Raw genomic sequence first — 15,531 nt, 5'->3', positions numbered from 1 at the left:
ACCGTTAGTCTTATTGCAACGTCAAAGGCGTTAAGGGGTGTAGGACCTTTGCCTTGAAAGCGGTGGTATTTGCCACCACATCTAGGACAATCCCCGTTTCCCCGGCGACAGTCGTCGTTCGCGGTCTTTCTCATTCCTGCCTGGCCACCCCCCGGCCCAGGAGTGAATCCAGAGGTATGTTATGTCCGACTTCCAGCTAGTCACCCGCTTCGAGCCCGCCGGCGATCAGCCGGAAGCCATTCGCTTGATGGTCGAGGGCATCGAGGCCGGGCTGGCGCACCAGACGCTGCTGGGTGTGACCGGCTCGGGCAAGACCTTCAGCATTGCCAACGTGATTGCCCAGATCAACCGCCCAACCCTGGTGCTGGCGCCGAACAAGACCCTGGCCGCGCAGCTGTATGGCGAGTTCAAGGCGTTCTTCCCGAATAACGCGGTGGAGTACTTCGTTTCCTATTACGACTACTACCAGCCCGAAGCCTATGTACCGTCGTCCGACACCTTTATCGAGAAAGACGCCTCGATCAACGACCACATCGAGCAGATGCGCCTGTCCGCGACCAAGGCGCTGCTGGAGCGCAAGGACGCGATCATCGTCACCACCGTGTCCTGTATCTACGGCCTGGGGAGTCCGGAAACCTACCTGAAAATGGTCCTGCACGTGGACCGCGGCGACAAACTCGACCAGCGCGCCCTGCTGCGCCGCCTGGCCGACCTGCAATACACCCGCAATGACATGGACTTCGCCCGTGCGACCTTTCGTGTGCGCGGCGATGTGATCGACATCTACCCGGCGGAATCCGATCTGGAAGCGATCCGCATCGAACTGTTCGATGACGAGGTCGAGAGCTTGTCGGCCTTTGACCCGCTGACCGGTGAGGTCATTCGCAAACTGCCGCGCTTCACCTTCTACCCCAAGAGCCACTACGTGACGCCGCGGGAAACCCTGCTCGACGCCATCGAGGGGATCAAGGTCGAGTTGCAGGAGCGCCTGGAGTACCTGCGTTCCAACAACAAGCTGGTGGAAGCCCAGCGTCTGGAGCAGCGTACCCGTTTCGACCTGGAGATGATCCTCGAGCTGGGTTACTGCAACGGCATCGAAAACTATTCGCGCTACCTCTCGGGCCGCCCCTCGGGTGCCGCGCCGCCGACCTTGTATGACTACCTGCCGGCCGATGCCTTGCTGGTCATCGATGAGTCCCACGTCAGCGTGCCCCAGGTCGGCGCGATGTATAAGGGCGACCGTTCGCGCAAGGAAACCCTTGTGGAGTACGGCTTCCGCCTGCCGTCGGCACTGGACAACCGGCCAATGCGCTTTGACGAGTGGGAAAGTGTCAGCCCGCAAACCATCTTTGTCTCGGCCACCCCGGGCAACTATGAGGCCGAACATGCCGGCCGCGTGATCGAGCAGTTGGTACGGCCCACCGGTCTGGTGGACCCGCAGATTGAAATCCGCCCGGCCCTGACCCAGGTCGACGACCTGCTGTCGGAGATCACCAAACGCGTGGCCCTGGAGGAACGCGTGCTGGTTACCACCCTGACCAAGCGTATGTCCGAGGATTTGACCGACTACCTGGCCGACCACGGCGTCAGAGTGCGTTACCTGCACTCGGATATCGACACCGTGGAGCGGGTCGAGATCATCCGTGATCTGCGCCTGGGCACCTTTGATGTGCTGGTGGGGATCAACCTGCTGCGTGAGGGCCTGGACATGCCAGAGGTGTCGCTGGTGGCGATTCTGGATGCGGACAAGGAGGGTTTTCTGCGCTCCGAGCGCTCGCTGATCCAGACCATCGGCCGCGCCGCGCGCAACCTCAATGGCCGGGCGATTCTCTATGCCGACCGGATCACCGGTTCCATGGAGCGGGCGATTGGCGAAACCGATCGTCGCCGGGAAAAGCAGATCGCCTTCAACCTGGCCAATGGCATTACCCCCAAGGGCGTGTTCAAGGATGTCGCCGACATCATGGAAGGCGCCACCGTGCCAGGTTCGCGCAGCAAGAAGCGCAAGGGCATGGCCAAGGCGGCCGAGGAAAACGCCAAGTACGAAAACGAACTGCGTTCGCCGAGCGAGATCACCAAGCGCATCCGCCAGCTGGAAGAGAAGATGTACCAGTTGGCCCGCGACCTGGAGTTCGAGGCCGCCGCGCAGATGCGCGACGAAATCGGCAAGCTGCGTGAGCGCCTGCTCGCCGTTTGATTGGTTGTGGGGCAGGGCTCCCGTGGCAAAGGAGCGTGCTCGCGCCAGGCTGCAGCGCAGTCCTGTCTAGTGCGCTTCCCCCGCCTTCACGCCCGCCGGCAAGGCCTTGGTCAGCAACACCGCGAGCATGCTGATGCCCAGGGCAATCCCGACAAAATGAAAGGCGTCGTTGTAGGCCATGATCTGCGCCTGCTGGTGGGTGATTTCGCTGAGTTTGCCCAGCGCTGCGTTGTCGCTGCCGAACTTCTCGGCCAGGCTCGCCAGGCGCTCGGCCACTTGCGGGTTGCTCGGGACAATGGCTTCGCGCAGGTAGTCGAAGTAGGTCTTGGTTCGTGCATCCAGCAGGGTGGCCAGCAGGGCAATCCCGATCGCGCCGCCCAGGTTGCGCAGGATATTGAACAGGCTCGACGCCGACCCTGCGTCCTGCGGCTGTATGTAGGCGGTGGCAATCAGCGAGATGGTGACCATGATCAGCGGCTGGCCCAGGGCGCGGATGATCTGGATCTGGTTGAACTGCGGCCCGGCGAAGTCCGGGTTCAGCACTCCGGAGGAGAAACTCGCCAGGCCGAACAGACCGAAGCCCAGGGTGCATAGCCATTTCGGCGAAATGTACTTCATCAGCTTGGGCACCAGCGGAATCAGGAACAGCTGGGGAATGCCCATCCACATGATCACCTGGCCGATCTGCAGGGCGTTGTAATTCTGAATCTGCGCCAGGTACAGCGGCAGCAGGTAAATCGAGCCATAGAGGCCGACCCCCATTCCCAGGCTGGAAATGCTCGCCAGGCCGAAATTGCGGTTGCGCAGGATGCCGAGGTTGATCAGCGGGTTGGGCTTGGACACCTGGACGATGACAAAGGTGATCAGACTGAGCAGGGCGATGCTGCCCAGGGCTACGATCAGGTTCGATTCGAGCCAGTCCTTGCGGTGGCCTTCCTCGAGAAACACCTGCAGGCATCCCAGCCCCACCCCCAGGGTGAAAATGCCGGTGTAGTCGGTGCTTTTCAGCAGTTCCCAGTGCGCGGCTTTCTTCTCCAGGCCATACAGCAGGCCGGCGATCATGATCAGGCCCGGCGGGATGTTGATATAGAAGATGTACTCCCAGCCCCAGTTTTCCGTGAGCCAGCCGCCGATGGTGGGGCCGATGGAGGGGGCGAAGGTGGCAGTCATGGCGAACATCGCCATGCCTTTGGCGCGGTGATGTTCGGGGAGCTTGATCAGGGTCAGGGTGAACGCCAGCGGGATCAGCGCGCCACCGGTAAAACCCTGCAGGGCGCGGAACACGATCATGCTCTCCAGGCTCCAGGCCATGGAGCACAGCAGCGACGCCAGGAGGAACCCCACCGAGACCCAGACCGCCAGCCGGCGTGCCGACAACAGCTGCACCAGCCAGGCGGTGAGGGGGATCATGATGATCTCCGCCACCAGGTAGGAAGTGGAAATCCACGAGCCTTCCTCCAGGGTGGCGGACAGCGCGCCCTGGATGTCCTTGAGCGAAGAGTTGGTGATCTGGATGTCGAGCACCGCCATAAAGGCGCCGAGCATCACGCTCATGACGGCAATCCAGTCGCGCCGGGTCGGTTCGCCGACCGGGCGCAGCAGTTGGTCACCGGCCATCGACAGGGTCTTTGATATTCACATTGACGGTGACCGACATGCCCGGGCGGATCTTGCCGTGCAGCGGGTTGTCGGCAGCGAAGGTCAGCTTCACCGGAATGCGTTGCACCACCTTGGTGAAGTTGCCGGTGGCGTTGTCCGGTGGCAGCAGGCTGAACTGCGCGCCGGAGGCGGCGAACAGGCTCTCGACCCGGCCCTCGATCGGTGTGTCGCTGTAGGCGTCGAAAATCAGCTCGGCTTTCTGCCCAGGCTGCATATGGCCGATCTGGGTTTCCTTGAAGTTGGCCTGAATCCAGATGTCCTGGTCCGGGACGATCGACAGCAGGTAGGCGCCGGCCTGGACGAACTGGCCGTTGCGGGCGGCGCGCTGGCCGATCAGGCCGCTGATCGGGGCGTGGATTTCGCTGCGGGTCAGGTTCAGTTCGGCCTGGGCCAGGTCGGTGCGGGAGTTGGCGATCTGCGCGTCGAGGCGCTTGATCTCGGCGTTCAGCGCATTGACCTGCTGGCGCTGGCCTTGCAGGTCGGCCTGGGCCTTGGCCACTTGCGAACGGGCAATATGGCTGTCGGCGGAGAGGGTGGTGACCCGCTCTTCCGAGACGTACCCGGGCTTGCGCAAGGTCTGTGCGCGGGACAGGTCGATTTGCGAGCGGCCCAGGCTGGCCTGGCTCGACTCTACCTGGGCTTCACCGGCGGCGATCAGGCTGGCTTGCTGGGTCAGTTTGCTCATGGCTTGCAGGCGCTCGGCTTCGCGAGTGGCCAGCGCGGCATTGGCGCGGTCGACGGCGAGGTGGAAGTCATCGCCTTCGAGGCGGACCAGTAATTGGCCTTTTTCCACGTGCTGGTTGTCCTGCACCAGCACCTGCTCGATACGTGCCCCCAATTGGCTGGAGACGCGGGTGATCTCGCCCTGGACGTAGGCGTTATCGGTGCTCTCATAAAAGCGCCCCTTGAACCACCAATGGGCGAAAAAGCCGAGGACGATGATCACGACCAGAAACAGGAAAACAAACAGGCGACGCTTGAGTTGGGCAGGCATGGGCAGGCTGGATTCAAAAAGTGTAAGGAGATATATCCGTGGGCGAATTTGGCATATAGCCACCTAGGGGTAAATGCCACAGCAAGATAATCGCCGTTGCAACGGGGCTACAGTGGTTTGTAGGCGCAACCTTGGCTTAAATGCCCTCCTGACTGGAGCCGGGTCGGCATCGCCTGTTACCATTCGCCCCCTGTTTGATCTCCGCTTTTATATCCTTTCCGAGACATGCCATGACCACCGTCCGCACGCGCATCGCGCCATCGCCCACTGGGGATCCCCACGTCGGCACCGCTTACATCGCTTTGTTCAACTATTGCTTTGCCAAGCAGCATGGCGGTGAGTTCATCCTGCGTATCGAAGACACCGACCAGTTGCGTTCGACTCGCGAGTCCGAGCAGCAGATTTTCGATGCCTTGCGCTGGCTGGGCATCACCTGGGCCGAAGGTCCGGACGTTGGCGGCCCCCACGGCCCGTACCGCCAGAGCGAACGCAGCGACATCTACAAAAAGTACACCCAGCAGTTGGTGGACATGGGCCACGCCTTCCCGTGCTTCTGCACCGCTGAAGAGCTGGACCAGATGCGCGCCGAACAACAGGCCCGGGGCGAAACCCCGCGCTATGACGGCCGTGCACTGTTGCTGTCCAAGGAAGAAGTGGCCCAGCGCCTGGCCGCCGGCGAGCCCCATGTCATCCGCATGAAAGTACCGAGCGAAGGCGTATGCGTGGTGCCGGACATGCTGCGCGGCGATGTCGAGATCCCGTGGGATCGCATGGACATGCAAGTGCTGATGAAGACCGACGGCTTGCCGACCTACTTCCTGGCCAACGTGGTCGACGACCACCTGATGGGCATCACCCACGTCCTGCGTGGCGAAGAGTGGCTGCCATCGGCGCCGAAACTGATCTTGCTCTACGAGTACTTCGGCTGGGAACAACCGCAGCTGTGCTACATGCCGCTGCTGCGTAACCCGGACAAGAGCAAGCTGTCCAAGCGCAAGAATCCGACCTCGGTGACCTTCTACGAGCGCATGGGCTTTATGCCGGAGGCGATGCTCAACTACCTGGGTCGCATGGGCTGGTCGATGCCGGACGAGCGCGAGAAGTTCTCACTGCAGGAAATGGTCGACAATTTCGATCTGTCCCGTGTCTCCCTGGGTGGGCCGATCTTCGATATCGAGAAGTTGTCGTGGCTCAACGGCCAATGGCTGCGTGACCTGCCGGTGGAGGAGTTCGCCAGCCGTGTGCAGCAGTGGGCGCTGAACCCCGAATACATGATGAAGATCGCGCCGCTGGTGCAGGGCAGGGTGGAGACCTTCAGTCAGGTCGCGCCCCTGGCCAGCTTCTTCTTTGCCGGTGGCGTGAACCCGGACGTGAAGCTGTTTGAGTCGAAGAAACTCTCGGGTGACCAGGTTCGCCAGTTGATGCAGTTGATCCTGTGGAAGCTCGAAAGCCTGCGCCAGTGGGAGAAGGATGCAATCACTGCGACTATCCAGGCCGTGGTTGAATCCCTGGAATTGAAACTGCGCGATGCGATGCCACTGATGTTCGCCTCCATCACCGGCCAGGCGAGTTCGGTGTCGGTACTCGATGCGATGGAAATTCTGGGCCCGGACCTGACCCGTTTCCGTCTGCGCCAAGCCCTTGATTTGCTTGGTGGTGTGTCGAAGAAAGAAAACAAGGAATGGGAAAAGCTGCTGGGCGCTATCGCTTAACCCGGCTGATGTAACGGCCAAACCCCGGTTTTCCGGGGTTTGCTCGGTAAGTGATTGTTATCTCGGCAAAAAATTTTGAAAATTGTTGAAAATAAATTTGACAGGTTTCAAATACGCCATTAAGATTCGCCCCGTCCTCACCGACGAGGGGCTATAGCTCAGCTGGGAGAGCGCTTGCATGGCATGCAAGAGGTCAACGGTTCGATCCCGTTTAGCTCCACCAATTTACAGGTTCAAGGTCTGGCCACACCGTCCTTGAATTCGATCAGACTCAGCCTGATCACGTTGTATAGAAGGTTTGTGTCCCCTTCGTCTAGTGGCCTAGGACACCGCCCTTTCACGGCGGTAACAGGGGTTCGAGTCCCCTAGGGGACGCCAGTTTTACAGAAGTGATGTTGCAAGATGTCACTCCGCCGCGAGGCGAAAAATCTGGGGCTATAGCTCAGCTGGGAGAGCGCTTGCATGGCATGCAAGAGGTCGACGGTTCGATCCCGTCTAGCTCCACCAATTTTACAGTTCAAGGTCTGGCCACACCGGCCTTGAATCGATCAGCACTCAGCACTCAGCACTGATCAGTTGTATAGAAGGGTTTGTGTCCCCTTCGTCTAGTGGCCTAGGACACCGCCCTTTCACGGCGGTAACAGGGGTTCGAGTCCCCTAGGGGACGCCACGTTTACCCGCTCTGCGGGATTTTTAAGGGTCATTCAATTATTGAATGGCCCTTTTGTTTGTCTGGCGTTTGGCCAATCCTCTTTTCTTTCCTGAAAATCCCTTCTGACCAGCGGTCACAATCGCGACTTGCGAAAATTTATTATGAGAATAATATTCTGTTCGTAATATTCGGAGGCAACGATGAACGATAAAAAAGCTCAAACCCGAGAACGCATTCTCCAGGCCGCCAGTTCGGCGTTGATCCAGCGTGGCCCGGCCGAGCCGAGCGTGGGCGAAGTCATGGGCGCTGCCGGGCTGACGGTGGGCGGTTTCTACGCCCATTTCGAAAGCAAGGACGCGCTGATGCTCGAAGCCTTCACCCAGTTGCTGGCCCAGCGTCGGGGACTGATTGCCGATATGGACAGCGAACTGACCGGTGAGGAACGGCGTGCCCTGGTCGCGGCGTTTTACCTGTCGCGCAAGCACCGCGATTCCACCGAGCAGGCCTGCCCGATCCCGGCTTCGATCGGTGAGCTGGGTCGCCTGCCTGATGAGTTCCGCAAGGCCCTCAATGAGCATGTGGAGTTGATGGTCGCGCAGCTGGCGTCCAGCCCTGAAGACACGGACAAGGCTCTGGCGGATATGGCCCTGATGATTGGCGGCCTGGCCATGGCGCGGGCCCTGGGCCCTGGTGAGTTGTCGGATCGATTGCTGCGCGCCGCCAAATCGGCGGTGCTCTGACCCGGGCCGTCCTGGCCTGAGGAGATGAACCATGAGCGGGTTGGGCTGGATTCGAAGCGTTAATGGCACCTTGGGGCATGTGGCCCCGCAATTGATTGCCAGGAAGATGCGGCAGGTGTTCATGACGCCCCGCGAGCGCCCGCCACGGGCCTGGGAGTTGCCGTTGCTGGCGCGGGCCGAGCGCATCACCCTGCGTTTCGGGCTTTCGGCGTTGCGCTGGGGTGAAGGCCCGACGGTGTTGCTGATGCACGGTTGGGAAGGGCGGCCGACGCAATTTGCCAGCTTGATCGAGGCCCTGGTGGCTGCAGGCTATACGGTGGTGGCGCTGGACGGCCCGGCCCATGGTCGCTCCCCGGGGAACGAGGCGCACGTCGTGCTGTTCGCCCGCGCCATGCTCGAGGCCGCGGCGGAGTTGCCGCCCCTGCGGGCCGTCATCGGTCATTCCATGGGCGGTGCCAGTGCCATGCTCGCGGTGCAATTGGGCCTGCGTACCGAGACCCTGGTCAGCATCTCGGCGCCCGCGCGTATTCTCGACCTGCTGCGCGGGTTTGCACGCTACATGGGCCTTCCGCCACGGGCGCGCTCGGCGTTTATCCATGAAGTCGAGCAGAAAGTGGGCATGCGCGCCGCCGCCCTCGATGTGGCGCACTACCAATTGGACATGCCCGGGCTGATCGTGCACGCCGAGGATGATCACTTCGTTGCGGTGCAGGAGTCGGAGCTGATCCATCAAGCCTGGTTTGACAGCCGCCTGCTGCGACTGGAAGAGGGTGGCCATCAGCGGGTACTGGCCGACCCGCGAGTGATCGATGGCGTGCTGTCGCTGGTCACCGGTCGTCGCCTGCCGGCGCGGCAATCCGCCTGAGCATCCGGTACACTGCCCCGGTCAAAAAAACTGACCGGGAGTGAGGCATGGGCTGGGATCTGGCAACGCCATTTATCATTGATCTGCAGGTGGACGCACAAGACATCGACGGCTTGGGCCACGCCAATAATGCGGTGTATGTCAGTTGGCTGGAGCGTTGCGCCTGGCGCCACTCTCAGCGCCTGGGCCTGGACCTGGTCGAGTACCGGCGGCTGGACCGGGCCATGGCCGTGGTCCGGCATGAAATCGATTACCTGGCCGCCGCCTACGAAGGCGACGAGCTGCAATTGGCAACCTGGATCGTCGATTGGGACCAGCGCCTGAAAATGACCCGCCGCTTCCAGCTGATCCGCCCCAGCGACAACACCACCTTGTTGCGCGCCCAGACCACTTTTGTCTGCATCGAGCTTTCCAGCGGCAAGCCAAAGCGCATGCCAGCGGAGTTTCTCGAAGGCTACGGGCCGGCCTTGCAGGCGGGTTGAGAGCGGAGCGTTCTGTCAGCCCAAACACCTGCTGGTGTGCGAAACCCAGTAAACTGCCGCACGTTTTTTTGCCCGTGTTTTTCGTTGAGTGTGATTCATGCAAATTGCTTTGGCGCCCATGGAGGGGTTGGTCGACAACATCCTGCGCGATGTACTGACCCGAGTCGGCGGTATCGACTGGTGCGTGACCGAGTTCATCCGGGTCAATGATCGCCTGCTGACCCCGGCCTATTTCCACAAACTCGCGCCTGAATTGCTGCACGGTGCCCGTACCGCTGCGGGGGTGCCGCTGCGTGTGCAATTGCTCGGCTCCGATCCGGTGTGCCTGGCGGAAAACGCGGCGTTGGCCTGTGAGTTGGGTTCCGAGGTCATCGACCTCAACTTCGGCTGCCCGGCCAAGACCGTGAACAAGTCCCGGGGCGGCGCGGTGCTGCTCAAGGAGCCCGAGTTGCTCAATGAAATCGTCGAGCATGTACGGCGTGCCGTGCCGGCCCATATCCCGGTTACCGCCAAGATGCGCCTGGGTTTCGACAGCCCGGACGGTGCCCTGGTCTGCGCCACGGCCCTGGCCGAAGGCGGTGCGGCGCATATCGTGGTGCACGCGCGGACCAAGGCTGACGGCTACAAGCCGCCCGCGCACTGGGAGTGGATCCCGCGGGTGCAGGAAGTGGTCAAGGTGCCGGTGTTCGCCAATGGTGATATCTGGAGCGTCGAAGACTGGCGGCGTTGCCGCGAAATCAGCGGCGTCGAGGACATCATGCTCGGCCGTGGCCTGGTCTCGCGTCCTGACCTGGCCCGGCAGATCGCCGCAGCGCGGGCTGGAGAAGAGGTGGTGGAAATGTCCTGGGCCGAGTTGCAGCCACTGCTCCAGGATTTCTGGGCCCAGGCCGTGGCGCAACTGACCCCGCGCTCGGCGCCGGGGCGTCTGAAGCAATGGATGGCGATGCTCACGCGCAATTATCCGGAGGCGGTCGAGCTGTTCACGGCCATGCGCCGGGAAACCGATCTGGATCAGGTCGGGCGTCTGCTGGGTGTCCAGGGCAGCGCCGCCGCCTGAAAATTTTTTCAAGAAAAACCTCTTGAAATGCCTGCCTCCATCCCTATCTCTTGGGTACGCGATGCCGAATTCGGGTCGCGGAGATAACCACTCGCTGAACTAATCAGGAGATACCCATGAGTACTGCATTTTCTTTGGCTCCACTGTTCCGTTCCTCTGTTGGCTTCGACCGTTTCAATGACCTGTTCGAGTCGGCGTTACGCAACGAGCCGGGCAGCAGCTACCCGCCCTACAACGTCGAGAAGCGCGCGGACGACCAGTACCGCATCGTGATCGCGGCGGCCGGTTTCCAGGAAGAAGACCTGGAGCTGCAAGTTGAAAAAGGCGTGTTGACCGTAAGCGGTGGCAAGCGTGATGCCGATGACAGTGTCACCTACCTGCATCAGGGCATTGCCCAGCGGGCGTTCAAGTTGTCGTTCCGCCTGGCCGACCACATCGAGGTCAAGGCTGCCGGCCTGAGCAGCGGTTTGTTGAATATCGACCTGCTGCGCACCGTGCCGGAAGAGGCCAAGCCAAAACGCATCCCGATCAATGGGGTACAGCAAGCAGCCCTGCAAAACTGAGGCGGCGAGCTGGGAGGGGGCGTGTCGCCGTCACTTAAACGCTGATCCAGCACGCCCCTTCGGCAAAAAAGGCTCCGACTTGTTCGGGGCCTTTTTTTATGGCTTCGGTGTTCTGTTTGAAGGGGATTGTCCGCACCAGCAGGCGATTGCCGTGCAAGGTCAGTGGGGCGGTTCTAGCGCGATCTGGGCACCACAGGCGGCTGAGGCGCTGCTTGGAAGGCCTAGCGCAGCATCAGCCGCAGGTCCTTGAGCGGCAGCGGCCGACTGTGCAGGTAGCCCTGGTACAGATGGCAGTCGAGGCCCTGGAGGAACTCCAGTTGCTGTGGGGTTTCCACGCCCTCGGCGATCACCTTGAGTTGCAGGCTGCGGGCCATGGCCACGATGGCGCGGATGATTTCCGCGTCGTTCGGGTCGTGGGTGGCGTCGCGGACGAAGGATTGGTCGATCTTCAGCGTGTCCACCGGCAGGCGCTTGAGGTAGGTCAGGGAGGAGTAGCCGGTGCCGAAGTCATCCATCGCGAAGCTGATGCCGAGTTTTTTCAGGCGGCGCATCTTGCTGATGGTGTCTTCCAGGTTCTGGATCACGATGCCTTCGGTGATTTCCAATTTCAGCAGCGAAGCGGGCAACTGGTAGTGGGCCAGGCAGTATTCGATGCGCTCGACAAAGTCGTTCTGGCGAAACTGCCGGGGGCTGATGTTCACGCACAGGCTGAAATCCAGCGGGTCGATCAGCCCTTCGTTGATCAACTGGCTGAAGGCCAGGCAGGCTTCGTCGAGAATCCAGGTGCCGACTTCAAGGATCAGCCCGCTGTCTTCCAGGACCTTGATGAATTCCGTGGGCGATTGGGCACCCAATTCCGGGTGCTGCCAGCGCACCAGGGCTTCGGCGCCGACAATCCGGTTATCGCGGGCATCCACCTGGGGCTGGAAGTGCACACTGAACTCTCCCCGTGACAGGGCCAGGCGCAGGTCGGTTTCCATGCGCAGCCGCTCGCTGGCCGCCTTTTGCATGGTGTTGTGGAACATCTGGGTGGTGTTGCGCCCCGAATCCTTGGCTCGGTACAGGGCGATGTCGGCGCGCTTGAGCAGGTCGGTAGGGGTCGAGCCGTGGTCGGGAATCAGCGCAATGCCAATGCTCGGCGTGACTTGCAGGCGCTGGCCGTCGAGGAACATCGGCTCGGACAGCAGCTCGCGCAAGGTATCGGCCAGCTCGCGGACCTGTTCGGTGACGGCGCTGCGGGTGCCGTCCAGGCCACTGAGCAGCACCACGAACTCGTCGCCGCCCAGGCGCGCCACGGTGTCCTCCATGCGCACGCTGGCCTCAAGGCGTGCAGTGATGATCTTCAGCACGGTGTCGCCCACCGGGTGGCCGAGGGAGTCATTGATGTGCTTGAAGTGGTCGAGGTCGAGAAACAGCAGCGCACCGCGCAGGTTGTGGCGCTTGAGCAGGGCGATCTGCTGGCTCAGGCGATCCATCAGCAGGGCGCGGTTGGGCAGGTTGGTCAGCGGGTCGTGGTAGGCCAGGTGGCGGATCTGCGCCTGGGCATTCTTCAGCAGGCTGACATCCCGTGCCGTCAGCAGCAGGCAATCGGTTTCATTGAGGGTGATGGGTTCGACCGACACTTCCAGGGTGATGATTTCCCCGCGTTTGTTGCGTCCGAGCATTTCCAGATGGTGCACCCGGCCCTTGAGTTGCAACTCGGCCATCAGCATCGCCAGCTGCCCGCCGTCGGCCCAGATCGCGACTTGATACAGGGTGTGGCCGAGGACCTCCTCCGTGCGGTAGCCGGTCAGGCGGCAGAAGCCGTCGTTGACCTCCAGGTACCGCCCGCTCTCGCGTTCGCAGATGATGATGGCGTCGGGGCTGGAGTGGAACGCCTTGGCGAATTTCTCTTCACTGGCCTTGAGGGCCGCTTCCGAGCGCTGCTGCTGGGTGATGTCGCGCAGGGTGGTGACGATACAGGGCTGCTTGTCGACGGTGATCTGGCGGCTGGAAATGATGCAGGTCAGGGACTGGCCGTTCTTGTGCCGCACCACCACTGCAACGTTGTTCAACGCCTGTTCGCGGATGACTTGTTCTACCCGTTGCAGGCGTTGTGCGGAGTCTTCCCAGAGGCCTATCTGCTCGGCGCTGCGGCCGATCACTTCGTCGACGGTCCAGCCGAAGGCCTGGGTGAAGCTGGAATTGATCTCGATGAATTGCCCGGTGGCCAGCAAGGTCACGCAGATCGGGTCGGGGCTGACCTGAAACAGGCTGGCGAACTTCTCTTCCGAGGTCACCAGGCGCTGCTCGCGCTCGACCTGTTCGGTGATGTCGAGCAGGGTCCCGGCCATGCGCAGCGGGTTGCCCGCGTCATCACGATAGAGGCGGGCGCGGCTTTCGAGGTAGCGCGAGCTGCCGTCTTCCAGTTGCACCCGGTAGGTCAGCTGATAATTGCCGGCCGGGCCTTCGCGCAGGCTGCGATAGGCGTTGCGCATGCTGTCGCGCTCTTCGTCGGGCACGCCTTCGAAAAATGCGTCGAATGACTCGTGAAAGGGCGCGGGGTCCAGGCCGTGCAATTGGGCGGCCCGCGCCGAACCGTAGAGCATGCCGCTGGGAATGTGCCAGTCCCAGGTGCCGAGCTGGGCCGAATCCAGGGCCAGGTCCAGGCGTTCCTGGCTGTCCTTGAGCGCCTGTTCGGCGCGTTTGCGCTCGCTGGTGTCGAGGAACGTGCTGAGCAGATAGGCCTGCCCCTCCAGCTCGACCTTCTGTGCGCTGAGAATGCCATCGTGAATCTGCCCGTTGCTGGCGCACAGCTGGACTTCAAGGCTCGCGGCCCGGCCCTTTTTCAACACGGCCTTGATCAGTTGCACCCGCTGCTCGGGGTTGACCCATAGGCCGATTTCCACGGTGGTGCGACCAATCACGGTGTGCGCCGGCCAGCCGAACAGGCTTTCGAAGTATTGATTGGCCTCGCTGATCAGGCCGTCTTCCAGCCGGGTCAGCAGCACCATGTTGGGGCATAGATGAAACAGCGTGGCAAAACGCTTTTCCGAGCTGCTGAGGGCTTGCTCCCGTTGACGCTGGTGGGTGATCTCGCGAATCACCCCGATCATTCGGGGCTTGCCGTTTTTGTCCGGGAGCACGCTGCCGTTGATTTCCAGCCAGTGCAGGCTGCCATCGGGCCAGCGGATGCGGTGGTGCATGGCGTGTTCCAGCGGCGCGCCGGCCAGTACCGAGTGGAAGGCGCGGACGGTCTTGGCGCGATCTTCGGGGGGCAGCAGGTCGAGGTATTCCAGGTCCTTGGGCAGTGGCTGGCGGGGGTCGAAGCCAAACAGCGCCTGGGTGCCCCGCGACCAGCTGATTTGCCCGCTTTCGATGTCCCAATACCAGGCGCCCAGGCGTGCGCCATTGAGTGCGGCCAGCAATTGCGGTGCACTCTCCCAGCTTTGCTCCGACTCACGAGGGTCAAGCGCATGGACACGTGGCATGGGGGGCATACGGTCGGCGGGTTTGGGCATTGGCTGCGGGCCTTGGGCTGAATAGGGCGTTTGGCGCGGGAAGCTCAAAGTATTAAAGGGTAGGCACAGATTATTGCCGGGGTTCTTGTGCCTGACTCCCTGGCCAATCGATTTGTGCATCCAATAAGGCCATGAAAGCCCGCGCAGCGTTCGACAGCGTCCGTTCGGTGTGCAGGATATAGCCTAGCTGGCGAGTGAGCTGTATGCCCGGTAAAGGGATGCGCGCCACCTGATCGTCGAGCATGGTGCGCGGCAGAACGCTCCAGGCCAGGCCGATGGACACCATCATTTTTATAGTTTCCAGATAGTTAGTGCTCATGGCGATGTTCGGCGTCAGCCCCTGGGCTTCGAACAGGCGCTGCACGATATGGTGGGTAAAGGTATTGCCGCCGGGGAAAACCGCCGGGTGCAAGGCAATGTCCGCCAGGCTGACCTGGCCATTACTGACCAGCGGGTGCTCGGGCGCGGCGACGAAATCCAGCGGGTCGTCCCATACCGGTTTGGCCTTGACCAACGCATGGGGCTCGGGGGCCAGGGTGATGACCGCCAGTTCGGCGCGGCCATGGAGGATTTCTTCGTAGGCCACTTCCGAGTCGAGAAACTGGATGTCCAGGGCCACGTCCGGGTATTTCCGGGTAAAGGCCCGCAGCAGCGGAGGCAAGCGGTGCAAGCCGATGTGGTGGCTGGTGGCCAGGGTCAGGCGCCCAGTGACTTCGCCGGTAAGGTTGGTCAGCGCCCGGCGCGTGTCATCCAGTACGTTGAGAATCTGATAAGCCCGTGGCAGCAGGGCGCGCCCGGCCTCGGTCAGGCCCACTTCACGACCCAGGCGATCGAACAGCCGGACCTTGAGTTGCTGCTCCAGCCCGGCAATACGTTTGCTGATGGCGGGTTGAGTCAGATGCAGCCGTTCGCCTGCCCCGGAGAAACTGCCGGTCTCAGCGATGGCAATAAAAGCATTGAGGTTGGCCAGGTCCATGTTCGTATTCCAGTTGGTTATCCAAAGCATAAAAAATATGAATTTGAGTTATTTAATGTAACGCCATAGCATCAGCCTCACAAGCCAAGGGGTTATTGATTGGGTGTCAGCAATGACCCGCGGCATAGAAACAA

The 15,531-nt window shown here is 61.6% G+C and carries 11 protein-coding genes and 4 tRNA genes; 11 read left to right on the top strand and 4 right to left on the bottom strand.

All coding sequences use genetic code 11. The annotated features are described in order from the left end of the window. The first annotated feature begins 181 nt into the window (after window positions 1–181). Window positions 182–2,197: an excinuclease ABC subunit UvrB gene (gene uvrB, locus AC19YX_RS06730; protein WP_078471256.1), complete on the top strand. Its 2,016-nt coding sequence runs from the start codon at window positions 182–184 to the stop codon at window positions 2,195–2,197. Window positions 2,198–2,263: 66 nt separating this feature from the next. On the opposite strand, the gene AC19YX_RS06725 is transcribed toward uvrB, so the two are convergent. After that, the gene (locus AC19YX_RS06725; RefSeq protein WP_078471257.1) at window positions 2,264–3,814 is read right to left on the bottom strand and encodes an MDR family MFS transporter; all 1,551 of its coding nucleotides are present in this window, start codon (window positions 3,812–3,814) and stop codon (window positions 2,264–2,266) included. After that, a complete protein-coding gene (locus tag AC19YX_RS06720) occupies window positions 3,804–4,850 on the bottom strand; it encodes an HlyD family secretion protein (RefSeq protein ID WP_500605955.1) in 1,047 nt (348 codons plus the stop codon). The genes AC19YX_RS06725 and AC19YX_RS06720 overlap by 11 nt, the downstream gene beginning before the upstream one ends. Before the next feature lie 230 nt (window positions 4,851–5,080). On the opposite strand from AC19YX_RS06720, the gene gltX reads away from it, so the two are divergent. From gltX to AC19YX_RS06670, 10 genes are all read left to right on the top strand, one after another. Then, window positions 5,081–6,562 carry a glutamate--tRNA ligase gene (gene gltX / locus AC19YX_RS06715; protein ID WP_500605954.1) on the top strand — a complete coding sequence of 494 codons (1,482 nt, stop codon included), beginning with the start codon at window positions 5,081–5,083 and terminating at the stop codon, window positions 6,560–6,562. A gap of 147 nt (window positions 6,563–6,709) precedes the next feature. After that, window positions 6,710–6,785 (top strand) — tRNA-Ala (locus AC19YX_RS06710). 79 nt (window positions 6,786–6,864) lie between these two features. Continuing rightward, window positions 6,865–6,940, top strand: a tRNA-Glu gene (locus tag AC19YX_RS06705). 53 nt (window positions 6,941–6,993) lie between these two features. Then, a tRNA-Ala gene (locus AC19YX_RS06700) sits at window positions 6,994–7,069 on the top strand. 87 nt (window positions 7,070–7,156) lie between these two features. Next, a tRNA-Glu gene (locus AC19YX_RS06695) sits at window positions 7,157–7,232 on the top strand. A gap of 182 nt (window positions 7,233–7,414) precedes the next feature. After that, complete coding sequence (locus AC19YX_RS06690) at window positions 7,415–7,954, top strand: TetR/AcrR family transcriptional regulator (RefSeq protein ID WP_078471260.1); 540 nt, start codon at window positions 7,415–7,417, stop codon at window positions 7,952–7,954. A 31-nt stretch (window positions 7,955–7,985) separates the two neighbouring features. After that, window positions 7,986–8,819, top strand: a complete 834-nt coding sequence (locus AC19YX_RS06685; protein ID WP_078471261.1) for an alpha/beta fold hydrolase — start codon at window positions 7,986–7,988, stop codon at window positions 8,817–8,819. Between the two features lie 47 nt (window positions 8,820–8,866). Continuing rightward, entirely contained in the window at window positions 8,867–9,301 is a 435-nt protein-coding gene (locus tag AC19YX_RS06680; protein WP_020297820.1) for an acyl-CoA thioesterase, read from the top strand. A gap of 97 nt (window positions 9,302–9,398) precedes the next feature. Further along, window positions 9,399–10,358 (top strand): tRNA dihydrouridine synthase, encoded by a 960-nt coding sequence (locus tag AC19YX_RS06675; RefSeq protein ID WP_500605953.1) that lies wholly within the window; start codon window positions 9,399–9,401, stop codon window positions 10,356–10,358. 116 nt (window positions 10,359–10,474) lie between these two features. Next, complete coding sequence (locus tag AC19YX_RS06670) at window positions 10,475–10,921, top strand: Hsp20 family protein (RefSeq protein ID WP_500605952.1); 447 nt, start codon at window positions 10,475–10,477, stop codon at window positions 10,919–10,921. A gap of 221 nt (window positions 10,922–11,142) precedes the next feature. Here AC19YX_RS06670 and AC19YX_RS06665 read toward each other — a convergent pair whose 3' ends face one another. After that, window positions 11,143–14,421 (bottom strand): sensor domain-containing protein, encoded by a 3,279-nt coding sequence (locus AC19YX_RS06665; protein WP_078471263.1) that lies wholly within the window; start codon window positions 14,419–14,421, stop codon window positions 11,143–11,145. Window positions 14,422–14,491: 70 nt separating this feature from the next. Continuing rightward, window positions 14,492–15,397, bottom strand: a complete 906-nt coding sequence (locus AC19YX_RS06660; protein WP_078471264.1) for a LysR family transcriptional regulator — start codon at window positions 15,395–15,397, stop codon at window positions 14,492–14,494. Window positions 15,398–15,531: the final 134 nt, after the last annotated feature.

The sequence above is a fragment of the Pseudomonas sp. MF09150 genome (genome assembly GCF_059862355.1).
This window is presented reverse-complemented; position numbering and strand designations above follow the sequence as displayed.